The sequence below is a fragment of the Bordetella ansorpii genome, assembly GCF_900078705.1.
Lineage (GTDB): Bacteria > Pseudomonadota > Gammaproteobacteria > Burkholderiales > Burkholderiaceae_B > Bordetella > Bordetella ansorpii_A.
This window is the reverse complement of record NZ_FKIF01000009.1, coordinates 244,580-267,333: the sequence shown is the minus strand read 5'-3', so window position 1 is coordinate 267,333 and position 22,754 is coordinate 244,580. Positions and strand designations below refer to the sequence as shown.

20 protein-coding genes are annotated in these 22,754 nt (G+C 68.1%); 8 read left to right on the top strand and 12 right to left on the bottom strand.

Translation table 11 applies throughout. The features are described from left to right. Positions 1 to 283 precede the first annotated feature (283 nt). Positions 284 to 1,531, top strand: coding sequence for a dicarboxylate/amino acid:cation symporter (locus A6745_RS23955; protein WP_066132874.1), 1,248 nt, complete (start codon positions 284 to 286; stop codon positions 1,529 to 1,531). Positions 1,532 to 1,613: 82 nt separating this feature from the next. Continuing rightward, on the top strand, positions 1,614 to 2,231 hold the full coding sequence (locus A6745_RS23950) for a polysaccharide deacetylase family protein (protein WP_066132869.1): 618 nt from the start codon (positions 1,614 to 1,616) through the stop codon (positions 2,229 to 2,231). Here A6745_RS23950 and A6745_RS23945 read toward each other — a convergent pair. Further along, complete coding sequence (locus A6745_RS23945) at positions 2,208 to 3,233, bottom strand: phosphotransferase family protein (RefSeq protein ID WP_156513521.1); 1,026 nt, start codon at positions 3,231 to 3,233, stop codon at positions 2,208 to 2,210. The two genes, A6745_RS23950 and A6745_RS23945, sit on opposite strands and share 24 nt — an antisense overlap. On the opposite strand from A6745_RS23945, the gene A6745_RS23940 reads away from it, so the two are divergent. Further along, the gene (locus A6745_RS23940; protein ID WP_066132866.1) at positions 3,232 to 3,930 is read left to right on the top strand and encodes a cephalosporin hydroxylase family protein; all 699 of its coding nucleotides are present in this window, start codon (positions 3,232 to 3,234) and stop codon (positions 3,928 to 3,930) included. The two genes, A6745_RS23945 and A6745_RS23940, sit on opposite strands and share 2 nt — an antisense overlap. On the opposite strand, the gene A6745_RS23935 is transcribed toward A6745_RS23940, so the two are convergent. The 6 genes from A6745_RS23935 to A6745_RS23910 form a co-directional block, all read right to left on the bottom strand. Then, complete coding sequence (locus A6745_RS23935) at positions 3,887 to 5,098, bottom strand: glycosyltransferase (RefSeq protein ID WP_066132863.1); 1,212 nt, start codon at positions 5,096 to 5,098, stop codon at positions 3,887 to 3,889. The genes A6745_RS23940 and A6745_RS23935 overlap by 44 nt on opposite strands. Then, positions 5,095 to 6,300, bottom strand: a complete 1,206-nt coding sequence (locus A6745_RS23930) for an asparagine synthase-related protein (RefSeq protein WP_082853260.1) — start codon at positions 6,298 to 6,300, stop codon at positions 5,095 to 5,097. The genes A6745_RS23935 and A6745_RS23930 overlap by 4 nt, the downstream gene beginning before the upstream one ends. Further along, a complete protein-coding gene (locus A6745_RS23925; RefSeq protein ID WP_066133218.1) occupies positions 6,297 to 7,142 on the bottom strand; it encodes a GTP 3',8-cyclase MoaA family protein in 846 nt (281 codons plus the stop codon). Before A6745_RS23925 ends, A6745_RS23930 begins: the two co-directional genes overlap by 4 nt. 15 nt (positions 7,143 to 7,157) lie before the next feature. After that, positions 7,158 to 8,165, bottom strand: coding sequence for a phosphotransferase enzyme family protein (locus A6745_RS23920; protein WP_066132860.1), 1,008 nt, complete (start codon positions 8,163 to 8,165; stop codon positions 7,158 to 7,160). A gap of 6 nt (positions 8,166 to 8,171) precedes the next feature. Continuing rightward, on the bottom strand, positions 8,172 to 8,921 hold the full coding sequence (locus A6745_RS23915) for a class I SAM-dependent methyltransferase (protein WP_066132857.1): 750 nt from the start codon (positions 8,919 to 8,921) through the stop codon (positions 8,172 to 8,174). Positions 8,922 to 9,007: 86 nt separating this feature from the next. After that, positions 9,008 to 9,829, bottom strand: coding sequence for an IclR family transcriptional regulator (locus A6745_RS23910; protein WP_066132856.1), 822 nt, complete (start codon positions 9,827 to 9,829; stop codon positions 9,008 to 9,010). 120 nt (positions 9,830 to 9,949) lie between these two features. On the opposite strand from A6745_RS23910, the gene A6745_RS23905 reads away from it, so the two are divergent. Then, positions 9,950 to 10,924, top strand: coding sequence for a Bug family tripartite tricarboxylate transporter substrate binding protein (locus tag A6745_RS23905; RefSeq protein ID WP_156513520.1), 975 nt, complete (start codon positions 9,950 to 9,952; stop codon positions 10,922 to 10,924). A gap of 74 nt (positions 10,925 to 10,998) precedes the next feature. Continuing rightward, a complete protein-coding gene (locus tag A6745_RS23900) occupies positions 10,999 to 13,344 on the top strand; it encodes a cytochrome P450/oxidoreductase (protein ID WP_066132851.1) in 2,346 nt (781 codons plus the stop codon). Between the two features lie 135 nt (positions 13,345 to 13,479). On the opposite strand, the gene A6745_RS23895 is transcribed toward A6745_RS23900, so the two are convergent. Continuing rightward, entirely contained in the window at positions 13,480 to 14,310 is an 831-nt protein-coding gene (locus A6745_RS23895; protein ID WP_066132848.1) for an oxidoreductase, read from the bottom strand. Positions 14,311 to 14,467: 157 nt separating this feature from the next. Here A6745_RS23895 and A6745_RS23890 point away from each other — a divergent pair, with 157 nt between their 5' ends. Then, the gene (locus tag A6745_RS23890; RefSeq protein ID WP_156513532.1) at positions 14,468 to 15,379 is read left to right on the top strand and encodes an AraC family transcriptional regulator; all 912 of its coding nucleotides are present in this window, start codon (positions 14,468 to 14,470) and stop codon (positions 15,377 to 15,379) included. Positions 15,380 to 15,421: 42 nt separating this feature from the next. Here A6745_RS23890 and A6745_RS23885 read toward each other — a convergent pair whose 3' ends face one another. The 3 genes from A6745_RS23885 to A6745_RS23875 form a co-directional block, all read right to left on the bottom strand. After that, a complete protein-coding gene (locus tag A6745_RS23885) occupies positions 15,422 to 16,957 on the bottom strand; it encodes an FAD-dependent monooxygenase (RefSeq protein ID WP_066132846.1) in 1,536 nt (511 codons plus the stop codon). A 362-nt stretch (positions 16,958 to 17,319) separates the two neighbouring features. Continuing rightward, on the bottom strand, positions 17,320 to 17,892 hold the full coding sequence (locus A6745_RS23880) for a YceI family protein (RefSeq protein WP_066133212.1): 573 nt from the start codon (positions 17,890 to 17,892) through the stop codon (positions 17,320 to 17,322). Positions 17,893 to 18,111: 219 nt separating this feature from the next. Continuing rightward, positions 18,112 to 19,047, bottom strand: a complete 936-nt coding sequence (locus tag A6745_RS23875; RefSeq protein WP_066133206.1) for an AraC family transcriptional regulator — start codon at positions 19,045 to 19,047, stop codon at positions 18,112 to 18,114. Positions 19,048 to 19,315: 268 nt separating this feature from the next. On the opposite strand from A6745_RS23875, the gene A6745_RS23870 reads away from it, so the two are divergent. Further along, positions 19,316 to 20,053: an SDR family oxidoreductase gene (locus A6745_RS23870; protein WP_066132843.1), complete on the top strand. Its 738-nt coding sequence runs from the start codon at positions 19,316 to 19,318 to the stop codon at positions 20,051 to 20,053. Between the two features lie 256 nt (positions 20,054 to 20,309). Next, a complete protein-coding gene (locus A6745_RS23865) occupies positions 20,310 to 21,089 on the top strand; it encodes an SDR family oxidoreductase (RefSeq protein WP_066132840.1) in 780 nt (259 codons plus the stop codon). Positions 21,090 to 21,144: 55 nt separating this feature from the next. Here the strand turns inward: A6745_RS23865 and A6745_RS23860 are convergent, their stop codons facing one another. After that, on the bottom strand, positions 21,145 to 22,623 hold the full coding sequence (locus A6745_RS23860; protein WP_066132837.1) for a SulP family inorganic anion transporter: 1,479 nt from the start codon (positions 22,621 to 22,623) through the stop codon (positions 21,145 to 21,147). Between the last annotated feature and the right edge of the window lie 131 nt (positions 22,624 to 22,754).

Genomic DNA, 22,754 nt, shown 5'->3' with positions numbered 1-22,754 from the left:
CATCCACTGCGTTTGACTGGGGCTTTGAGTATGTCTTCGGCCACATACTCAAGACGGGCCGCAAATGATGCGGCCTCATCGGCGGCCCTCGAACGCGCCAAGGGTTTTCCCGTATGATTCGCCCTCCGGGCACCGGTGCATACACAAAATACGCACCCATCTGCCCATTTTTTGTACCTGCTCGCCCCGCCGTGCTGCTCCCCGGCGGACGGCAGCCGCCTTCTCCGCACCACTGGACGCGCCCCGCCACGAGCCCGCGCGCCGCCATGAGGAATCATCCGCCATGAAGAACCGCCTGACCCTGAGCATCGCCATCGCCATGCTCCTGGGTGTCGCCGTCGGCTACGCATGCCACGTCAGCATTACCGGCGCCGCGCAGCTCAAGGAAGTTGCCGGCTACTTTTCCATCATCACCGACATCTTCCTGCGCCTGATCAAGATGATCATCGCGCCGCTGGTGTTCGCCACGCTGGTGTCCGGCCTGGCCGGACTGGACAGCGGCGGCGAGGTGGGGCGGATCGGCTTGCGGTCGGTGCTGTGGTTCGTCTGCGCGTCGCTGGTCTCGCTGGGCATCGGCCTGGTGATGGCGAACGTGACGGCGCCGGGCGCGGGCCTGAACCTGACGGCGCCCGCCTCGGAAGTGACCACGGGCTTGAACACCTCGGGCCTGAACGTGAAGGACGTCATCACGCATGCTTTCCCGACCAGCGTGCTGGACGCGATGGCGCGCAACGACATCCTGCAGATCCTGGTGTTCTCGGTGTTCATGGGCCTGGCGCTCAGTGCACTGAAGCGCGATCCCAAGGTCGCCTATGTGGTCAACGTGGTCGACGGCATGGTGCCGGTGATGCTGCGCCTGACGGACTATGTGATGCGCTTCGCGCCGTTCGGCGTGTTCGGCGCCATTGCGTCGGTGGTGGCGGTGCGCGGCCTGGACGTGCTGTTTACCTACGGCAAGCTGCTGGGCTCGTTCTATCTGGCTTTGGTGCTGCTGTGGCTCGTGCTGTTCGCGGTGGGCTGGGCCTTCCTGGGTTCGAAGATCCTTACGCTGCTGAAGACGATCCGCGAACCGGCGATGATCGCCTTCTCGACTGCCAGCAGCGAAGCCGCCTTCCCGCGCCTGACCGAGAAACTGGAAGAGTACGGCGTGGACAAGAAGGTGGTGGGCTTCACGCTGCCCCTGGGCTATGCCTTCAACCTGGACGGCTCGATGCTGTATCAGGCGTTCGCGGCCATTTTCATCGCTCAGGCGTTCGGCGTGGAGATGTCGGTGCCGCAGCAGGTCACCATGCTGCTGATCCTGATGATCAGCAGCAAGGGCATGGCCAGCGTGCCGCGCGGCGCCGTGGTGGTCGTGGCGGCGGTGGCGCCGATGTTCCACCTGCCGGCGGCGGGGATCGCGCTGATCCTGGCCATCGACCAGTTGCTGGACATGGGCCGCACGATGACCAACGTGATCGGCAACAGCGTGGCCACGGCGGTGATCGCCAAGTGGGAAGAACAGCGCAAGCCGGGGGCTGACGCGGCCTGATCGTCGTGCCGCGAGGTTTCAGGCCCTGCTACGATGGCTGCCGTGCCCCACGCCTGCGCGGCACTTCCCGCACCACGCACGCATGCTCGTCCGCCTGACCTTCGACGACGGCCCCGGCCCGTCCACCCCGGATCTGCTCGACGTCCTGCGCGATGCCTCGTGCAGGGCCTCCTTCTTCCTGCTGGGCGGGAACCTGGCGGCCGGCTGGGAGGTGGCGGTGCGGATGGCCAGGGAAGGGCATGTGCTGGGCAATCACACCTGTTCGCACGCCAGGGCGGGCGAGCTGCCCCAGGCCGGGCTTGCCGCCGAGATCGAGGCCACGGACGCGTTGATCCGCAAGGTCTATATGGATGCCGGACTGAAGCCTCCCGCATCGATTCCCCTTCGCCTGCCTTACGGCGTGCAGCCCGAAGACCCGCGAGTACGCGTGCTTGAAGGATTGGGCCGCGAATCGCTGGGATGGACGCTGATCCTGGACGATTGGCATCGGCCGCAACCCGCGCCGGATGTGCTGCTTGCCAGCATCGAGCAGCATGTCGAGAAGCAAGGCAGGGCGGGGCAGGACGTGTTGCTCTGCCTGCACGACGGCTCGCGCCATCGCGAGGCGCGTCCGGCCACGGTGGAAACCGTGCGGCGTTTGTTGGTCGATCCGCACCTGCGAACCCTGGTGCGGAAGTCAGGGCCAGCGGGCATCCCATAACTGGCGCACGCAACCCAGGAATCCCATGCCCGGGCCCGGCATCCACAGGCCGCGCTGCGCGGCATGCAGATGGATCAATACCTGGTCCGCGCAGAACAGATGCATGAGCATGCCGCGGTTGCTGCGCAGCCATCCGATGGGAGCGTGCGCCTGGATCTGCGCGTAGGCGTGCAGTCCGCCGTCCCAGGCCGAGGCATCGAAGACGAAGGCGTCTTCACGCGCGACGTCCCGCGACAAGGCAAACAGCGCGAACGCGGTCTCCACCCAAGGCGATCCCTGCCCGACGTCGTCGAAATCCAGGATGCCGCAGACGTGCCGATCGCGGTAAAGCAGATTTCCCGCGTGGTAATCGCCATGCAGCCATTGGACAGGTCCGGGAATACCGCCCGCTACCGCCAGGCGGTCGGCGATACGCGTCAACAGGATGCCGTATCGTTCCGGAGTCATCGATGGCAGGACGGGGCAGGCCCGCTCGGCCACCCGTGCATGCCGGCCCCGCAGCCATGACAGCGGATCGGCGGTATCGGCCGCGATGCCCACCGCCAGCGCCGCATGCAGGCGCGCCAGCGTGTGCATGGCGCTGGCGACCCCTCTAGCGTGATCCGCATCGCTCGTGTCCGATGCCGGCGGATAGACGCCATCGCGGGCATCGACGGCCGCTTCTCCGAATTCACCGACCTCGCCGGCAATCACGTCGAACACATGCAGCCAACGCCCATACTCGCGCGCGCACGGCTGGCCGTCCCACGTGGGCACGAGGCGGGGCACGGCGGGCAATCCCTGCACGCCGGCCAGATGCCGCAACACCTTCGCTTCATCGCGCACCTGTCTTTCGGGCTTGGCTGTCCAGGACACCCGAAGAACGACCTCCCGCGCGCGCGCCCGCGCCACATATGTTTTGTTAGTATGGCCGGTCGGCGTGGCCCGCACCGAGTCCGCCCGCAGTCCCCAATGCCTTTCCAGCAAGGCGGCGACGTCTATTTCCTTCACGCTATCCATCATGTCCGAGCGCATCTCCGCCCGCATGCGGGACATCAATATCGAATGGCTGACGCGAGCCGCGGAATTCGATCATCTGTTCAATATCCGCTGGCTGGGCGAGCGCTTCTTCCATCTGCCGGGCGACATGCTGGCCTTGCAGGAACTGGTGTGGCGCCTCCGCCCGTCGGTCATCGTGCAGACGGGCATCGCGGCAGGCGGCGGCGTGGTGTTCTCGGCGTCGATGCTGGAATTGGCGACGGACACGGGCCGCGTCGTGGCCGTCGAACCACGGCTGCGCGACGAGGTGCGGCAGACGCTGCAATCCCACCGCCTGGCCCATCGCATGCACCTGGTCGAAGGCGAGTCCTGCTCGCCCGGCGTGTTGGCCCAGGTGCGGCAACAGATCGAGCAGGGCGGCGGCCAGGGGCCGGTGATGGCCATCCTGGACCTGACGCACACCCATGCGCACGTGCTGGACGAACTGCGCCGCTACGGCGAACTGGTCACGCCTGGCAGCTACGTGGTGGTCATGGACACCATCATGGAATACCTGCCCGCCGGGATGTTCCAGGGCAAGCCCTACGGGCGCGGCAACAACCCCGCCACGGCGGCGGCGGCATTTCTCGGCAGCGATACCCGGTTCGAGGTCGATCATGACATCGAGGACCGCGTCATCATGACGCTGTCTCCGGGCGGTTTCCTGAAGCGAGTGCGCTGATCCGTTGCGCGGCCCGCGCCGAGCCGTCCTGACTGGCGTAGCTGGCGGCGATGCGAACCGCGTTGCCATGGAAAGCGCCGGGGCGTTGCAGCAGGGCGCCGACGGCATCTGCGATCTGCGCCACCGGGGCCTCGCGCAGATCCAGGCGGCACCCCGCGCCCGCGCGCTCGACGAAATGCGCCGAGTGGAACTGGTCATTGCACAGCGGCGACAGCAGCATGGGCACGCCGCAGGCCAGCGATTCCATCACCGAGTTGGCGCCGCCATGGTTGATGAACACGCTGGCGCGGCGCAGCACCGCCAGTTGCGGCGCGTAGCGCACGGCGATGGCCTGCTCGCCCAGGTCGGGCATCTGGCCGGAGTCCACCAGTTCGCCGGCCGACAGCACCAGTTGCACGGGCGTGCCGTGCACCGCCCGCGCGACCTTGGCGAAGACGTCCGGGTGGTAGTAGAGCTGGCTGCCCAGTGACAGGTAGACCAGGGGCCGCGCCGGGTCCAGGCGTTCCCAGGGGAAGGGCAGTTCGTCGCCGCGCGCGCCGTGCGGCAGGGCGGGGCCGGCCAGTTCGACGCCTGGCGGCGCCTTGCCCACCAGGGCTTCGGTCGCGAAGGCCAGGGTCAGGTGCGGCGACAGCACGTCGCAGCCGCGAAATTCGGCTTTCAAGCCATGGCGGGCGAACAGGGCGTCGCGTTCGGGCGCCAGCCAGCGCACGGTGCGCAGCAGGTCCGAATCCAGGTCATCCGGCAGCACGGGATTCAGCGAATTCGACATCGACACCCAGGGCACGCCTTCCAGCGAGGCCGCGATGGCCGACGCATACAGCAGCGGATCGATCACCACGACGGTGGGCCGCCAATGCCGGATGAGGGCGCGGATGCCGTCCACCAGGTCGGCGGCGCGCTCCACCAGCAGCGTGTGGATCCATGCCCGCAGCCAGGCCGCATCGCGGATGTTGGCCGCGAAACCCGCGCCGCGGGACAGGTCGTGGCGCTGCGGCGTTTCGCGGGGGCCGAGGAAGGCGAAGCCGCCCGCGGCCTGCAACTGATCGCTGATGTCGGCGGGGGCGTAGAAGGCCACCTCGAAGCCGGCCGCGCGCAGGTGCTGGGCGGGGCCGATACACGGATTGACGTGCCCCTTCTCGGGGACGACGCAGAACAGGATGCGTTTCATGGCTGAAGAGGGGCTTGAAGGTGGTCCAGGGTCAGGGCCAGCGTGGTCCACTGCATGCGCTCGATGTCCGTGCGCAAGGTGGGGGCGTCCAGGTCAAGCATGCCGGCCAGCGCCAGGATGCGGCCGCGGTCCATCACGGACGACAGGTCCATGGCGGGGGCCAGGCGGCCGCGCTTGGGACCGCGCACCAGGCGGTCGGGCAAGCCCAGTGTCGATCCCAGGTCGCGCAGGCATTGCTTGCCGGGATCGGGCGGTAGCGAGATCAGGTGCTGGACGACGGCGGTATCGATGAACGGGGCATGCAGCCGCACCGATGCGGCGCCGAACAGGGCGCCGCACAGCGGCAGATAGTTGGCCGACACGTCGCGCCGCATCACCTGGTCGGCGCCGTCGCCCGAGAGGGCGGCCTGGATGCCGTCGGCGGCCATGGCCTCGGCCAGCAGCAGCTTGGCCACCGGGTGCAGGTTGAACATGGGCTCTTCCACGCACCGGGTGGCGCGGGGCAGCGCGCGGACGAAGTCTTGCTCGGTCACCCGCACGACCTTCACGCGCGCGCCCAGGCGCCGCGCGATGTCCAGCGCGGCGTCGCGTTCGCAGTAGCCGGGCAGGCCGGTGGCCAGGATGTAGGCGGGGATCTCGCGCTGCTGGCCCAGTTCCTTCAGAAGGGCCAGCAGCAAGGCCGAATCCAGGCCGCCGCTCAGCGCCAGGGCGACACGCTGGCCGCTGGCCAGCACGCGCTGCACGGCCCCGCGCAACAGCGCATGCAGGTCGCCGGCCTGGGGGCGGATATCCACGGGACGAACCCTCAGGCCGGCAGGCGTCTGCTCCAGCGCATGCCCGGGGGGAACGGCGCGGACGTTGCGCAGCACGGTGCGCCCGGCAAGCCTCGCGCCGCCGTGGACTTCGTTGAACGGAACCTCGCGCGTGCCGCCCGTCACGCCGCCGTGCGGGGCCGCCCGCGCGTCGCCGGGCATATGGCCGTGCGCGTCTGCCAGGTAGCCCCGGATCGCATCCACGTCCGCATCGCCCGCCGAAGTGCCGCTGGCTCGCAGGACATGCCGGATGCCCGGACCCCATTGCACCGCCTGGCCGCCCGCCGGTTCCCGACGGGCGATGGCGGCATCGGCGCCGCGCGAGTCTGTCTCGCCCACGAGGTAATGCAACCGCTCAAACCCAAACGGATCCCGCGCGCCCACGATCATGCGTATTCGGCCTTCAAGGCGATGACCTCGGCGCGCTTCATGATGCGGTGCGGCGCCTGAGGCGCGCTGCCGCCGTGGCAATGCAGACAGGCCTGCAACGGGGCCTCGCGCAGCAGATAGGCCAGCAGGTCGTCCCGCATGCCATCGTCGTCGCGCAGCGCCAGGCCATCATCCCGGAAATCCCGCTTGCCTTGATACAGCGTATGGAAATGCGCCGGCCGCGTGCACGTGTAGAACATGCCGTCGCGGATCATGTGGCAACGCTCGCGTATCCAGCAGTCCTGGTAGATGCGCCGCGCGGTCTCGGCGTCGTCGTCGGGATGCACGCGGGTCATGGTCGAGAATTCGTCCTGCGCCTTCCAGTTCAGCCGCACGCCATGCCGAGCCGCCTGGGCTTCGACGTGGGCGACCAGTTCATCCGGCAGCCGGGGCTTGGGATAGCGCGAGATTGTCAGCGCATCCACTTCCCGCCAGAACACATCGGGCATCTCGCCCAGCTTCAGGCCATTGGTGGTGATGGAGATGACGGGGGCAATGCCCGATGCCCGCGCGATGCGCACGATGTCGATCAGCCCGGGATGCAACAGCGGTTCGCCGCCGACCAGCTTGAACATCCTGGGGCTGAGCACGCGCGCGGCGCGGCGCAGGTCGCCGGCCAGCGATTGCGGGCTGACGTGCCACTCGGGCAACAGGGGCGACAGCGAACAGCATTCGGCGCAGGTCAGGTTGCAGTGGTCGACGATGTGCGTTTCCAGCGAACGCGTCTGGATGCGGCCATCGACCACCGGATAGCTGCGATCCATCGGTGGCGGAAACACGTGCTGGCGGGCGGGAGTGTTCATGTCGGCGTCCTGCGTTCAGTGCGGCGCTTCCAGGCAGCGGCCGTAGAAGTCGATCAATTGGCCGCGCGCGCCATCCATCATCGAGACCATGCGCAGCGCGCCTTGCAGAGGCGTGTCGAAGCGGCGCGGATCGGCCAGCCAGCCCTGCAGCATCCAGCGCTTGGCGGCGTGCTGCAGGCAGGCCGCGTCCACGGCCCAGGCCATGCGTTCGGGGCGCAGCGGACGCACGCGCAGATAGGCGTGCACGAAAGTCCGTGCCAGTTGCGCGGCTTCCAGCGGCAGGTGGTTCAGGCAACGCACGAGTTCGTATTCGCGAGGCGCGCCCATCGACGCTTCCCAATCCAGCACCAGCGGCGGCAACGCGTCGCCGAACAGATAGTTGAATTGATTGTAGTCATTGTGGATGGGGCGCTGCGGGTCGTCCATGGGGAAGGCGGCGAGGCTGCCGGCGTGGTGCGCGTCGAGCAGGCGCAGGCAGATTTCCGTGTAGCGACGCAGCCGCGCCACGTCGGTGCCGGGCGGCGCCAGGGCCGGGGCGCTGTCCAGTTCCTGCCGCAATGCCTCGGCCTCCAGCGCCTGCAGGCGCGACGACAGCGTGTCCTGGGCGGGCAGCCTGTCCAGCGTATCCAGGCTGGCATGCAGGGCCGCCAGGCTGGCGCCCAGCGCGGCCCATTCTTCCGGCGTAAAGGTGTCGTAGGTCCTGGACTGGCCGGCTTCCCAGCGGGTCAGCATGGCGGCGGTGCCGTCGCCCTGCGTCCAAACGGCGTCCCCGCATTGCGTGCGCATCAGCGACTGCACCCGAAAACGCGCATCCGCATGGGCATTCAGGTGCTCCAGCAGCGCGGCCTCTTTGGCGGCCCGCTCGTGCTGGCCGGCGCGATACCGCTTGGCGGCGACATCGCCCGCCGAGGTCGGGACGCGCCACACGCGTTCGCTGACGCGCCTTGCAACGCCATTCTGCGTCAGGCCATAAGCCTGGCAGAGGGCGGCCAGCGTTTCAGGCGGGACGGACGAATCTTCCATGTGCGCTCAGATCCGCCGCGCCGGGCCATGCCGGTAGGGATGTCCCGTGACGAAGGTGTTGTGCCCCACGTAGCGCAGCTTGTACATCGCGGGGCGGAACAGCACCGAAGGGCTGTTGTCGGCAATGCCCAGCAACGGGTAGAGGTCTCGCCGCACGAAGAAGGCGTTGTTGCCCATGTCGTCGCAGCACGCCAGCTCGTAACCCTTGCGCTGGCCCAGGTGGTACAGCGATTCCAGGCTGGCGCCGTAATAGGTCGAGCCATCCCAGGTGTGATCGGGGTTGAAGCACATCACCCAGCGTTCGGGCGGCGCGTAATAGGGGTTGTATTCGATGGTCACGATGCGCGGCCGAAAGGCCGCCAGGCCCTGCCACACCCAATAGTCGTTGCCGTCGATGTCCAGCGACAGCAGGTCGAAGTCTTCGGGCACGCCAGCCTCGCGCAGCAAGGCATCCACGGTGTCGGGCTGCACCTGCTCGCGGCGCAATTGCACGTTGCGCGCCGCGCCGTAGTTGGCCCGCAGCTTGTCGTAGCGGTAGGCGCTGGCTTCCACCAGCAGGCCTTGCCATCCCTGCTCGCGCAGCAGCAGGGCGGTGTTGCTGTTGCGCAGGCCGTCGCTGGCGCCGATGTCCACGCAATGCCGCGTCGTGGGGGCGATGCGCTCCATCAGGCGGGCAAGGATGGCTTCTTCGGTGCCCTGTGCGTACAGGCTGGGGGCCAGACCGGACAGGTCGAGCGCGGCGGGGGCGTCCTGCATGGCGTTCCTGGAAGGCGGCTTGGGGGATGGGCCGCCTTCGAGCCGGCGGCCGGGCCATGCCGAAGCCTATCAAAGAACGGCGTCGTTCAGGGGGGTGCCCCGGTCCTGGCGGCATGGCCCAGCAGCCGGCTGATGGCCTGCGCCTCGCGGCGCACCGCCTGGGCGATGGGCCCGTCCACCGAGGCGTCGAAGCCGCCCGTGGCGCCCAGCGCCGTCAGCACGGCGCGCGGACGGCCGGTGTAGTCGTACAACGCCGCCGCGACCGCGCTGATGCCGGGCAGGTTGGTGTCGCGCACGCAGGCGCAGCCGGCGGCCAGCACCGAGCGCTGCAAGTGGCCGATGGGATCGTCGGCGTCCAGCAGGGCGCGGCGGCCGGGGGGCGCGCTGTCCAACTCGGCCAGCGCCAGCGCGCGCACGGCGCTCTCGTCCAGCGTGGCCAGCAGCGCGCGGCCCGTGGCCGACCACAGCAGCGGCATCACCGAGCCCACCCGCACGTTCACCGTGACCGGCAGGCCGGGCTCCTCGAAACGCACGATGGTGGGGCCCTTGTTGCCCATGACGGCCACGAAGCAGGTCACTTCCAGTTCTTCGCGCAGCCGCACCAGCGAGGCCTCGGCCATGCGGATGGGATCGGCCTGGCGCATGGCGGCCAGGCCCAGCAGCAGGCTCTCCAGGCCCAGGTAGTACTGCTGCGTGGCAGTGTCCTGGTTGACCAGGCCGGCCTCCATCAGGCTGACCAGGTAGCGGTGCACCTTGGCGGGGCTTTCCTCGACGGCGCCGGCCAGCAGGGTCAGGCTGGCGCGGCCGCCCAGTTCCGCCAGGGCCTTCAGCACGGCCATGCCCGTCTCGGCGGCCTGCACGCGCTGGCGGCGTTCACGAGGGCGGACAGGGATGGGCGTGGCGGTCATGGGGGGCGTCGGGAAGGAAAGCCGCAGGTTAAACCCTGATTGACGAATTACGCAATGCGTATATGATTTACGCAAAATACGCTGCATTCCACAACAGCCATGACACCCACGGAGACAACCATGCGCCTGGCCCGCATATCCCACATCCTTGCCCTCTGTCTGCTGGCGGTCGCACCCGCCGCGCACGCCGCCGAACCCTATCCGTCCAAGCCCGTGCGCTGGATCGTGCCGTATGCGGCCGGCGGCGGGTCCGACTTTCTGGCCCGCACCGTGGGGCAGGGCCTGACCACCCGCCTGGGGCAGGCCGTCGTCATCGACAACAAGCCGGGTGGCAACACCGCCATCGGCGCCTCCGAGACCGCGCGTTCCGCGCCCGACGGCTACACCATGCTGTCGGCCGACAACGGCACGCTGGTCTTCAATCCGGCGCTGTACCAGAAGCTGTCGTACGACCCGGTCAAGGATCTGGCGCCCGTCACGCTGATGGGCCGTTTTCCGATGATCCTGGTGGCCGGTCCCGCGCTGAAGGCCAACGACGTGAAGGGCTTCCTGGAAGCCGCCAAGTCCAGCGGCAGGGGCCTGGACTACGGTTCGGCGGGCGCGGGCAGCCCGCACCACCTGGCGATGGAACTGCTGAAGGTGAAGACGGGCGTCAACCTGGTGCACGTGCCTTACCGGGGCGCGGCGCCGGCCCTGGCCGACGTGGCCGGCGGCCAGATCCCCGCCATGATGGTCGACCTGGCTGCGGGCGCCGGCTTCATCCAGGGCGGCAAGGTGCGCGCGCTGGCCGTCGCCAACCCCACGCGCCTGCCGCAACTGCCCGACGTGCCCACGTTCGCCGAACTGGGCTACAAGGGCGTCGAGGCGGCCGCGCTGGTCGGCATCGTGGTGCCCGCCGCCACGCCGCAGCCCGTCATCGACACGCTGAACCGCCAACTGGTGGCGACCATCAAAGATCCGGCCATCCGCCAGAAGCTGGTGGACTTCGGCATCGAGCCGGTGGGCAACTCGCCGGCCGAGTACCGCGACCTGCTGCAGGCCGAGCGCACCCGCTGGCACAAGCTGATCAAAGACCTGAACATCAAGCTCGACTGAGCGCTTCGTCACCCGGACGGGGCCGGCGCGATGGCCGGCCCGCGTCCTGTCCCGTTTCATCTCCGGAGGACGCCATGTCCGCAACCGCCCCTTCCGTCTCGCGTTGCCCCATCAACCACGCCGGCGCGTCCGCTGTCACGGCCGGCGGCTGTCCGGTGACCGTCAGCGCGCGCGCGGCCGAGTTCGATCCGTTCGGCGACGGCTACCAGCAGGACCCTCCGGAATATGTGCGCTGGGCGCGCGAACAGGAGCCCGTGTTCTACAGCCCCAAGCTGGGCTACTGGGTGGTCACGCGCTACGACGACATCAAGGCGATCTTCCGCGACAACCTCACCTTCAGCCCGTCCATCGCGCTGGAGAAGATCACCCCGACGGGGCCGGAAGCCAACGCGGTGCTGGCCACCTATGGCTATGCGATGAACCGCACGCTGGTCAACGAGGACGAGCCCGCGCACATGCCGCGCCGCCGCGTGCTGATGGAACCCTTCACGCCCGAGGCGCTGAAGCACCACGAGCCCATGGTGCGCAGGCTGACGCGCGAGTACGTCGACAAGTTCGTCAATGATGGCCGCGCCGACCTGGTTGACCAGATGCTGTGGGAAGTGCCGCTGACGGTGGCGCTGCATTTCCTGGGCGTGCCCGAGGAAGACATGGACCTGCTGCGTCAGTACTCCATCGCGCATACCGTCAATACCTGGGGCCGCCCCAAGCCCGAGGAACAGGTGGCCGTGGCGCATGCCGTCGGCAATTTCTGGCAGTTGGCGGGCAAGATCCTGGACAAGATGCGCCAGGATCCCGACCAGCCGGGCTGGATGCAATACGGCATCCGCAAGCAGCGCGAGCATCCCGAAGTGGTGACGGACTCATACCTGCATTCGATGATGATGGCCGGCATCGTGGCCGCGCACGAGACCACGGCCAACGCCTCGGCCAACGCCATCAAGCTGCTGTTGCAGCATCCCGATGCGTGGCGCGACCTCTGCGAGGATCCCTCGCTGATTCCCAACGCGGTGGAAGAGTGCCTGCGCCACAACGGCTCGGTGGCGGCCTGGCGCCGCCTGGCCACGCGCGATACCGAGATCGCGGGCGTGCCGATCGCGGCGGGCTCGAAGCTGCTGATCGTCAGTGCCTCGGCCAATCACGACGAACGGCATTTCGCCGATGCGGACCTGTTCGACATCCGGCGCGAGAACGCCAGCGACCAGCTGACGTTCGGCTACGGCTCGCACCAGTGCATGGGCAAGAATCTGGCCCGCATGGAGATGCAGGTGTTCCTGGAGGAACTGACCCGCCGCCTGCCGCACATGAAGCTGGCCGAGCAGCGCTTCACCTATGTCCCGAATACCTCGTTCCGCGGGCCGGAGCATCTGTGGGTGGAGTGGGACGCCAGCCGGAATCCGGAGTTGCGGACGCCCGAAGTGCTGTCGTCGCGGCAGCCCGTGCGCATCGGCGAGCCCACGGCCAGCGCCATCACGCGGACGCTGGTGGTGGAGCGCGCCGAGCTCGTGGCGCGCGACGTGATGATGCTGGCGTTGGCCTCGCCGGACGGCCGCGCGCTGCCGCGCTGGGCGCCGGGGGCGCACATCGACGTGGAGTGCGGCGACACCGGCATGTCCCGCCAGTATTCGCTGTGCGGCGATCCGGCGGATTCGGGGCGGCTGGTGATCGCCGTGCTGCGCGAGGCCGACGGCCGGGGCGGTTCGGCGTGGATCCATGCGAATGCGAGGCAAGGCATGCGGCTGCGCGTGCGTGGGCCGCGCACGCACTTCCGCCTGGACGAGGAAACCCGCCGCGCGGTCTTCATCGCGGGCGGCATCGGCATCACGCCGATCAGCGCGATGGCACGCCGGGCGCGCGAGCTGGGCATCGATTACGAACTGCACTACAGCGGCCGCTCGCGCGCCTGCATGGCCCTGCTGCCGGAATTGGCCGCGCTGCACGGCGACAGGCTGCGCGTGCACGTGGGCGATGAGGGGCAGCGCAATGATTTCACCGCGTTGCTGGCTGAGCCTCGTCCGGGCGTGCAGGTCTATGCCTGCGGGCCGGAACGCATGCTGGACGGGCTGGCGCAGGCTTGCGCGCATTGGCCCGCGGACACGCTGCGCGTGGAGCATTTCCATTCCACGTTGGGCAAGCTGGATCCGTCCAGGGAGCACGGCTTCGAGGTGGAACTGAAGGATTCCGGGCTGACGTTGCAGGTGCCGGCCGGCCAGACCCTGCTGGCGGCGCTGCGCGCGGCCAACATCGACGTGCAGAGCGATTGCGAGGAAGGCCTGTGCGGCTCTTGCGAAGTGCGCGTGCTGGCCGGCGACATCGACCACCGCGACGTGGTGCTGACGCGCGCCGAGCGCGAGGCGAACGGCAAGATGATGAGCTGCTGTTCGCGGGCCAAGGGCGCGAAGATCGTGCTGGAGTTGTAAGACTGCCGGGGCTGGTTCAAGAGCGACTTCAGTTCATCCCTCGCCGGGTCTTCCGCCATGGAGCTGGGGCAGCGCCGCGACGTCGGCCGTACGCCGTCCACGCAGGGAAGACCTCCCGGGAAAACGCTCTCTGTATCAACCATCGGTCGAAATCGTCAGCGCTTCCCATTGCTCGATCTCCCGCGCGAAGGCCGTCAGCCTGCCCCGCACCAGGCCCAAGGCATCGCTGCCCAGCAACAGATGCGCGGGCGGTCGATCCGCATCGATCGCCGCCAGCATCGCCCGCGCCGCCTTCGCCGGATCGCCCAACTGTTTGCCGCTTTTTTCCTCGCGCGCCTGGCGGATGGGATCGAAGATCGCGTCGTAGTCCGCGATGGAGCGCGGCGTGCGGGCCATCGAGCGGCCCGCCCAGTCCGTGCGGAACGAGCCCGGCGCCACCGCCGTCACCGAGATGCCGAGCGAGGCCACTTCCTTGCCCAGCGCCTCGGAAATGCCTTCCAGCGCGAATTTGCTGCCGCAGTAGTAGGTGATGCCGGGCATGGTGATGTGGCCGCCCATCGAGGTGATGTTCAGGATGTGTCCGCGCCGGCGCTGCCGCATGAAGGGCAACACGGCCTTCATCATGGCGACCGCGCCGAACACGTTCACGTCGAACTGCCGGCGTATTTCCGACAGCGGCGATTCTTCCATGACGCCTTCATGGCCGTAGCCGGCGTTGTTGACCAATATGTCGATGGGGCCGATGCCGGCTTCGATGCCGGCCACGATGCCGTCGATGGCGTCGAAGTCGGTCACGTCCAGCTGGCGCGCGTGGGCCGTCGTGGACAGGGCCTCGAATTCCTGCCGTGCCTGCTCGTTCCGTACCGTGCCGACCACGGTGTGGCCCGCGGCCAATGCTTCCTGTGCCAGGGCACGGCCAAAGCCGCTGCTGACGCCCGTGATGAGCAGGATCTTTTGGGATGCCATCTGGATTTCTCCGATATCTAGATTGAAGAATGCATAATAATTATGTGCATCAAGCCAATGAATCCAGGATTCGCTATTTATCTTGCATAAAGCTATGAGCGCAAAACGTCCCGCCAAGATGCCGACGAGCGCGCCGCCCTTGGTCGGCCAGCAGCGCATGATCGCGCTGCTGCACGCCCTGGCGCCCGACGAGGGCTACAACCTGACGACCCTGCCCAGCGTGCGCATCCTGCGTTCGAACCGCGCGCTGCCGCGCACGCCGGTGCTGTACGACCCTGGCATCGTCATCGTCTGCCAGGGCCGCAAGCGCGGCTACTTCGGCGGGCAGTTGTACCTGTACGACGAGCGGCACTATCTGGCCGTGTCGGTGCCCGTGCCTTTCAGCATGGAGACCGAGGCCACGGCGGACCATCCCTTGCTGGCGCTGTATCTGCACCTGGATTTCACGATGGCGGCCGAGCTGGCCGAGCGGATCGACCTGCAGGGCGCGGACGGCAAGGCGCAAGCGCCGCGGAGCATGATGTCCACGCCGATGGACCAGGCGATGCAGGCCTCGGTGCTGCGCTTCCTAGAGGCCATGAGCCGTCCGCTGGAGGCCGCCGTGCTGGGCCCCGGCCTGCTGCGCGAACTGTATTTCCGCGTGTTGACGGGCGAACAGGGTGCGGCGATGCGGCAGGCGCTGGCCATGCGCGGGCATTTCGGCAGGATCGGCCGCGCCTTGCGCCGTATCCATGCCGGGTACGCGCAGCCCCTGGACGTGGCGCTGCTGGCCGAAGAGGCGGGCATGAGCGTGCCCAGTTTCCACAGCCACTTCAAGGCGATCACGCAGGTGTCGCCGATGCAGTACGTGAAATCGACCCGGCTGCATCAAGGGCGTTTGCTGATGGTGCGCCAGGACCTGACCGCCGAGGCGGCGGGTTACGCGGTGGGCTACACCAGCCCGTCTCAGTTCAACCGCGAGTTCAAGCGCCTGTTCGGCGCGACGCCCGCGGCCGAGGCCAGGCGCATGCGCGAGAGCTTCGCCATTCCGGAAGCCTTCGCGGACGCGGTGTACGTGTCGTCGCATTGACGTGCCTGTTGGCCGGAAGGCGCCGCGCTGGCGCTGCTGGCGCTACGGCAGCCCGAACCCGTTCTCGATCGCCGCCGAGGCGGCCGTCTGGTCCGGCTCTCCTTCGCCTGCCCAGGCGACGATGCCGTCAGGGCGCACCAGCGCGGCGCTCAAGCCCCAGGTGTCTGCCGCTTCGCCGCACACATACCCGATGCGGCCGTCCCAGCGCCGCGCCATGTCCGCCAAGGGCGCCCGAACGCTGAAATCCAGCAGCAAGCCTTTGCCATGGCGCAGGTGTGTCGCCAGCCGGGTGCCGTCTGCCAGCACGAAGTCCGGTGCGCTACGGCCCACCAGCGGATGGGCATCAGCCAGTTCGTAACGCAATGACACGCCCCACAGGCGTTGCGCGAAATAGGTTGCGCCATCGCGCGTCTCGATGAGATCGCGCAGGATGGCCCCGAGCGCGCGCGAGCTTGCGCCGGGCCGCAGCAGGGCGACCTGCGCGCGCGACCAGTCCAGTATCCGCGCCCCGATGGGCATGCGCTCTGATGGGTAGCTGTCCAGCAAGCCCGGTGGCGCGGCGCCGTGGATCGTGGCGGCCAGTTTCCAGCCGAGATTCATGGCGTCGCCCAACCCCAGGTTCAGGCCCTGGCCGCCCAGCGGCGAATGCGTGTGCGCGGCATCTCCGGCCAGCAGCACGCGGCCTTGGCGATAGGCCGTGGCCTGGAAGGCGCGGTCGCTCCACGTCGTGGCGAGCCCGAGCGCGACGAGCTCGACGTCCACCCCGGATACCCGGCGCAGCACCGATTGCACGTGTTCCCGCGTCAGCGGTCCGCTGCGATGGAATGCGCCGCCATCGAAATCCACCAGGGTGACGAAGCCCGGACGCTGGTAGGTGTACATGCCCGTGGGCGTGTGATGCCGGCCCGGCGCCAGGGCGTCGGGATCCGCCAGGGCGATATCCGCGCAATAGCCGGTGAATTCCGGATCGGTGCCTTCGAACGTGAAGCCCGCCGACTTGCGCACCATGCTGCGGCCGCCGTCGCATCCCACCAGCCAACGGGCATGGAAGGCCTGTCCCCCCGCTTGCACCGTGACATGGTCTTCGGTTTGTGCGACCGCCGAGACGCCGGCGCCGCGCCGTATCTCCGCGCCCATCGTCACGGCGCGGGCCGCCAGCACCTGTTCGATATGCGCGATGTCGCTGACCAGCATGCCTGCTTCGGCATCGGGCAGGCGATACGGCCATCGGGACGGGTCCACCTGGTCCCGATGGATCGGGATGCCGGCGAAATGGCCCGCCAGCAGGCGGGGCTGCCGCATCCAGGGCGGCAGCGGCGCGCGGTCTTGCGGGGCGGACGCCTGGCCGGGCCGGCAGGCCGCGACGTCCGCCAGCAAACCCCGCCGGTCCAGGGCTTGCTGCGTCGCCACCGACAGGCCGCGCATGCCGAACGGCAGCCGTTTCAGCGGCGTGTCCGGATTGCCGGCTCGTTCCAGCACCAATACCGAGACACCGGCCAGGCGCAGCTCGCAGGCCAGGAACAGCCCGACGGGGCCGGCGCCGGCAATGATGACGTCATGGGAAATCGAATCGTGCATGAGAGACCTCGGAATGGAATGGCCGTTCGACCAGAACAGTTCGTTGTCTTGAGAACCGCACCGACGAACAGGACTCACGCGGGATCGCGTGGCGGTTCGTCGTGGGACTCATGCGCGGGCATGGACAGAGCTTCCGGGAGGTGGAAGGACTTGGGCTGGACCACACCAAGTCTGCCTTTTTCGACGGGGCCAATTTACGCCGGTTCGCGAGCGTTCGGCAAGCGCGGGCGCTTCATGCGTACGCGGGGTGTTGTTATCGCGGGGGAGCCTTCCGTGCCGCCTGGGGCGGCGCAAGCTGAACGGCCCCCGCACGTTGGCGCAATATCCAACGTGCGGGGGCCGTTTCAATGGAGCCGGGGCGATCAGTCCGCCTTGACGCCCTCCACCTGGATCTGCAGGCGCGTGAACATCTGGAAACCCCATTCCTTGCCGAAGCTGACGCCGTAGTCGGCACGGTTGAATTCGGCGTGGGCATCGGCGCCACACACTTCGCGCTTCAGGATCGGATTTTCATAGCACTTGAACGAATTCAGCGTAAGCGTCAGCGGGCGGGTCACGCCGTGCAGCGTGAACTCGCCTTCGATCTTCGTCGGGACGTCGCCCTTGAAGGTGAACTTCTTGCTCTTGTAGACGGCCTTGGGGAATTTCGCCACGTCCAGCATCTTGTCGCTGACGATTTCCTTGTCCAGGTCCGCGTCGCCGCTGCTGACGGTGGCGGTGTCGATCTCGACTTCCAGGCTGCCCGTCTTGGCGGCGCGGTCGATCACCACCTTGCCCGAGCTTTTCAGGAACTTGCCGCGCCACACCGATGCGCCGTTGAAGTGGTCGACTTCGAAGCTGGGGTAGGTGTGCGAGGGATCGAGGTTGTACGTGACGGGGGCCGCGATCACGGGCGAGGCCGCCAGTGCGAGGCAGGTGATGAGGAGTTTTTTCATGGCCGGATCTTCATGCAGCAAGTGGATCAGGTGGTTGCCCTCGGGCCGTCGGCTCAGGCCGCGAGCTCATGATCGACGCGCCGGGCAACCAGGGGAAGGACGATCCTAGCATGGCGAATTTGGCCGCTTGGCGCGTCTCATAAGACGCACTGTTCCATTTTCTGCCGGCGGCGCGGGCCTGTTCTGGCGTGATGAGCGTGGATGGCGCCGGCTGAAGGATCAGTTCGCGGCGGCCTCCTCGGCGGCTTCGCCGCGCCACTCCAGATCCTCCAGCTTCGTTGCCGGCGACAGGCTGAACGTCACGCGCATATCCCGGACTTCATCCGACGGCGTGCGTCCGAAGAAGCGCTTGAACTCCCGGCTGAACTGCGAGGGGCTTTCATACCCCACCTTCGCCGCCGCGCCCGCCGCCGTCAGGCCGTCGCGGATCATCAGCAGGCGGGCCTGATGCAGGCGCGTCGACTTGATGTACTGGATGGGCGAGGTCTGCGTCACCGTCCGGAAGTTCGCGTGGAATGCCGGTACGCTCATTCCGGCCTCCTTCGCCAGTTGCGCCACCGTCAGCGGCTGCGCGAGATCGGCATGGATGCAGTTCAAGGCACGGGCCACGCGCCCGAACCGACCGTTGTGCGCCAGCGCCGCGCGCATGGCGACGCCCTGGGCGCCCGTCAGCACCCGGAAGCAGATCTCGTTGACGATGGCCGGCCCCAGTATCCGGGCGTCCAGGGGCGAGGCCAGCGCGCGCAACAGCCGCAATGTGGCATCGGCCAGGTCTTCATCGAGCGGCGTGGACACGATCCCCACCGGCGCGCCCTGCGCCGGACCGCCGGCATGGTCGAGCTCGGTGATCAGTTCGCTCAGTTCCAGCAGGTCCAGCCGGATGGCCACGCCCAGCATCGGCTCGTCCTCGCTGGCGATGGTCTCGGTGGAGAAGGGCAGTGGCACCGACAGCACCAGGTACTGCTGCGCGTCGTACACATACATCTCGTCGCCCAGGAAGCCCAGCTTGCGGCCCTGGCACACGATGACGATGCTGGGCTCGTACAGCACGGGCGTGCGAGCCAGCGGCCGGTTCGAGCGCATCAGGCGCACGCTGTCCAGCGCCGACTGGGTGTAGCCCTCGTTGGGCGCCAGGCGCATCAGGATGTCGGTCATGCGCAGGGATGCCGGGGTGGTGCTTTTCACGTGGTGTCTCCGTGTCTGCGGCGTGGCTCCATTGTAGACGGAGGCAAGGATGGAAAACGAGCCTTTTGATAGGAATGGGCAAGCATCGAGTCGTCGTAGGTATTCGCCGGGCAAGCCATCGCTTCTACCATTTCGTCACAGGCTCTTGATACGCAAGGCCGGCTCAACCCCAGGGCAGGAAACCGCCGCAATCGTGCGGCTGGGTACCCTGCCTGGAGCGATCGATAGGAGTGTGCAAATGGTTACCCAATCCCAATCCAAGGTCATCCTCATCACCGGCGCCAGCAGCGGGATCGGCGAAGGCGCGGTACGTTTGCTGGCGGCGCAGGGCCATCGCCTGGTGATCGGCGCGCGCCGCACCGACCGGCTGGCCGCCTTGGTCGACGCGCTGGGCGAGGCCGGCAAGTCGGTTCATTACCGAGCCCTGGACGTGACGTCGGCGCAGGACACCGCCGCCTTCGCGCAGTACGCGATGGACACGTTCGGCCGCATCGACGTCATCGTCAACAACGCGGGCGTGATGCCGCTGTCGCCGCTGAACGCGCTGAAGCTGGACGAGTGGAACCGCATGATCGACGTCAACATCCGCGGCGTGCTGCACGGGATCGCGGCCGTGCTGCCCATCATGGAGCGGCAGGGCGAGGGCCAGGTCATCAACATCTCGTCCATCGGCGGACTGGCGGTGTGGCCGCGCTGCGCGGTGTACAGCGCCACGAAGTTCGCGGTGCGCGCCATTTCCGATGGGCTGCGCCAGGAAACGGACAAGCTGCGCGTGACGGTGATCTGCCCCGGCGTGGTCGAGTCGGAGCTGGCCGACACCATCACCGACGAAGGCGCGCAGGCCGCGATGCGTGAATTCCGCAGCGTGGCGATGACGCCGGACGCGATCGCCCGCGCCATTGCGTTCGCGATCGACCAGCCGGCGGGCGTGGACGTGAACGAGATCGTCGTGCGTCCCACGGCCAGCCCGTACTGATCCAGCCGATTCCGGCATTCCCCCGCACGACGTCGTCCCAGCGCACGGCGAGGCCCGGTCCGGTTGGAGCGGGCCTCCTTTCTTGGGGGCGTGCCTTGTCATGTCTTCATGGGCCGGGCGGGCTTTTGGCCAGAGGCGCTTGACTCGCGTTATCCTGCGTCTTTACCGCAAGGCCTGGGACAGGGCGGCGGGTATGCCGTATGCCGCAACTCGTGCCGCACTTCTCCCGGAATTCATCCTCGACAAGGACGGCTCCATGGATCTGCAGTTGAATGGCAAGCGTGTGCTGGTAACCGGCGCATCCAAGGGCATCGGGCTGGCCTGCGCCGTGGCGTTCGCCCGCGAAGGCGCGCGGCCGGTGCTGGTGGCGCGCGATGCGCTGGGGCTGGCCGAGGCCGCGGGCCAGGTGGCCAAGCAGGCGGGCGTGCAGGTCGACATCATCGCGTGCGACCTGGCCGAGCCCTACGCGGCGGAGCGCCTGGCCGACAAGGCCGGCGGACTGGACATCCTGGTGAACAACGCGGGCGCCATTCCCGCCGGCTCGCTCGAACAGGTCGACGATGCGCGCTGGCGCTCCGGCTGGGAACTGAAGGTGCACGGCTACATCGCGCTGGCCCGGGTCTACTACCCGCAGATGTGCCAGGCGAATGCCGGCGTCATCGCCAACGTGATCGGCATGGGCGGCGCCAATCCGCGCGCGGATTACATCGCGGGCGCGGCGGGCAACGCCGCGCTGATCGGCTTCACGCGCGCAATGGGCGGCGAGGGGCCGAACCACGGCGTGCGGGTGTTCGGCGTGAATCCCGCGCGCACGCGCACCGATCGCGTGCTGACGATGGCGCGGCAACGCGCCGAAGCCCGCTGGGGCGACGCGCAGCGCTGGCAGGAAACGCTGAGCGACCTGCCGTTCGGCCGGTTGATGGAACCCGCCGAAGTGGCCGACCTGGTGGTGTTCGGCTGCTCGCCGCGCGCCGGGTATCTCAGCGGCACGGTCATCGACCTGGATGGCGGCGAGCAGTATGCGGGGCGGCGCTGACGAGCGAATCCAGCGGGGCGACGGGCTGGCGTGCCGCGCCGCTGAAAAAGAGGCTTCAATGCCCCGGCGCGGTCGCCTTCCCGGGCTTGTCATGCGTTGCATACTTCTCCACCATCGTGGTGCTGGCGCGGTTCAGTCCCCGCACGTCCACCTCGATGCCGTTGCGCCGGAACTTGTGCACCACGCGGTCCAGCGCGTCCACGGCGGTGATGTCCCAGAAGTGCGCATGCGACAGGTCCAGCAGCACGCGCGGCACGGCCTCCTTGAAATCGAACTCGCCGGCCAGCGACTCGGATGACGCGAAGAACACCTGGCCGCGCACGCTGTAGCGGCGCGTCCGGCCCTCGTCTTCCAGCGCCGACTCCACCCGCAGGATGCGCTGCACCTTCGAGGCGAAGAACACCGCGCTCAGCAGCACGCCGGCCCCGACGCCCAGCGCCAGGTTGTGCGTGAAGACCACGACCGCCACGGTGGTCAGCATCACGAACGACGAACTGCGCGGATGCGTGACCAGGTTGCGGAACGAGCGCCAGTCGAAAGTGCTGATCGACACCATGATCATCACGGCCACCAGCGCGGCCATCGGGATCTGCTTGACCCACGGACCCAGGAACACGACCAGGATCAGCAGCACGACGCCCGCCGTCAGGCTGGACAGGCGGGTGCGGCCGCCGGACTTCACGTTGATGATGGACTGGCCGATCATGGCGCAACCGGGCATGCCGCCCAGGAAGCCGGCCACGATGTTGGCGAAACCCTGGCCGCGGCACTCGCGGTTCTTGTCGCTGGAGGTATCGGTGAAATCGTCCACGATGGAGGCCGTCATCAGCGACTCCAGCAGGCCGACCACCGCGATGGCCAGCGAATAGGGCAGGATGATGCGCAGCGTGTCCAGCGACAGCGGCACGTCGGGCAGCGCGAACGACGGCAGGCTGCCGGGGAAGGCGCCCATGTCGCCCACCGTGCGCACGGGCAGGCCCATGGCGACGGCGACGATGGTCAGCAGGATGATGCAGGCCAGCGGCGAGGGAATGGCCCTCGTGACGTACGGGAACAGGTAGATGATGGCCAGGCCGGCCGCCACCAGGACGTAGACGGCGGCGGGGCCGGCCGTCAGTTCCGGGATCTGGGCCAGGAAGATCAGGATGGCCAGCGCGTTGATGAAGCCGGTGATGACCGAACGCGAGACGAAGCGCATCAGGCCGCCCAGCCGCAGCAGGCCGGCGCCGATCTGGAACAGGCCGGCCAGCACGGCCGCGGCGAACACGTACTGCACGCCGTGGTCTTTCACCAGCGAGGTGATCAGCAGTGCGACCGCGCCGGTGGCGGCCGAGATCATGGCGGGACGGCCGCCGGTGATGGCCGTGACGACGGCGATGCTGAAGGCCGCGTACAGGCCGACGGCGGGATCGACGCCGGCAATCAGGGAAAAGGCCAGGGCTTCCGGGATGAGCGCCAGGGCGACGACCAGGCCGGACAGCAGGTCGCCGCGGACGTTCGACAGCCAGTCCTGGCGCAGCGAGGGGAGGATCATGATGGTTGCGTGTGTCTGATGAAGCGGAGGGCGGGCAGATGCCAGCCGCGCGGCGATGCGTGCTTCGTCCAGGCGCGGGCCCGACGGAATGCGTGCAGGAAATGGGAGCGCGAGCCCGCCATGTGGAGGGC

Bases quoted from the DNA above. Each gene is read 5' to 3' on its own strand.
- A6745_RS23955 (WP_066132874.1), top strand. From the start codon at position 284: ATGAAGAACCGCCTGACCCTGAGCATCGCCATCGCCATGCTCCTGGGT.
- A6745_RS23950 (WP_066132869.1), top strand. From the start codon at position 1,614: ATGCTCGTCCGCCTGACCTTCGACGACGGCCCCGGCCCGTCCACCCCG.
- A6745_RS23940 (WP_066132866.1), top strand. From the start codon at position 3,232: ATGTCCGAGCGCATCTCCGCCCGCATGCGGGACATCAATATCGAATGG.
- A6745_RS23945 (WP_156513521.1), bottom strand. From the start codon at position 3,233: ATGATGGATAGCGTGAAGGAAATAGACGTCGCCGCCTTGCTGGAAAGG.
- A6745_RS23935 (WP_066132863.1), bottom strand. From the start codon at position 5,098: ATGAAACGCATCCTGTTCTGCGTCGTCCCCGAGAAGGGGCACGTCAAT.
- A6745_RS23930 (WP_082853260.1), bottom strand. From the start codon at position 6,300: ATGATCGTGGGCGCGCGGGATCCGTTTGGGTTTGAGCGGTTGCATTAC.
- A6745_RS23925 (WP_066133218.1), bottom strand. From the start codon at position 7,142: ATGAACACTCCCGCCCGCCAGCACGTGTTTCCGCCACCGATGGATCGC.
- A6745_RS23920 (WP_066132860.1), bottom strand. From the start codon at position 8,165: ATGGAAGATTCGTCCGTCCCGCCTGAAACGCTGGCCGCCCTCTGCCAG.
- A6745_RS23915 (WP_066132857.1), bottom strand. From the start codon at position 8,921: ATGCAGGACGCCCCCGCCGCGCTCGACCTGTCCGGTCTGGCCCCCAGC.
- A6745_RS23910 (WP_066132856.1), bottom strand. From the start codon at position 9,829: ATGACCGCCACGCCCATCCCTGTCCGCCCTCGTGAACGCCGCCAGCGC.
- A6745_RS23905 (WP_156513520.1), top strand. From the start codon at position 9,950: ATGCGCCTGGCCCGCATATCCCACATCCTTGCCCTCTGTCTGCTGGCG.
- A6745_RS23900 (WP_066132851.1), top strand. From the start codon at position 10,999: ATGTCCGCAACCGCCCCTTCCGTCTCGCGTTGCCCCATCAACCACGCC.
- A6745_RS23895 (WP_066132848.1), bottom strand. From the start codon at position 14,310: ATGGCATCCCAAAAGATCCTGCTCATCACGGGCGTCAGCAGCGGCTTT.
- A6745_RS23890 (WP_156513532.1), top strand. From the start codon at position 14,468: ATGATCGCGCTGCTGCACGCCCTGGCGCCCGACGAGGGCTACAACCTG.
- A6745_RS23885 (WP_066132846.1), bottom strand. From the start codon at position 16,957: ATGCACGATTCGATTTCCCATGACGTCATCATTGCCGGCGCCGGCCCC.
- A6745_RS23880 (WP_066133212.1), bottom strand. From the start codon at position 17,892: ATGAAAAAACTCCTCATCACCTGCCTCGCACTGGCGGCCTCGCCCGTG.
- A6745_RS23875 (WP_066133206.1), bottom strand. From the start codon at position 19,047: ATGACCGACATCCTGATGCGCCTGGCGCCCAACGAGGGCTACACCCAG.
- A6745_RS23870 (WP_066132843.1), top strand. From the start codon at position 19,316: ATGGTTACCCAATCCCAATCCAAGGTCATCCTCATCACCGGCGCCAGC.
- A6745_RS23865 (WP_066132840.1), top strand. From the start codon at position 20,310: ATGGATCTGCAGTTGAATGGCAAGCGTGTGCTGGTAACCGGCGCATCC.
- A6745_RS23860 (WP_066132837.1), bottom strand. From the start codon at position 22,623: ATGATCCTCCCCTCGCTGCGCCAGGACTGGCTGTCGAACGTCCGCGGC.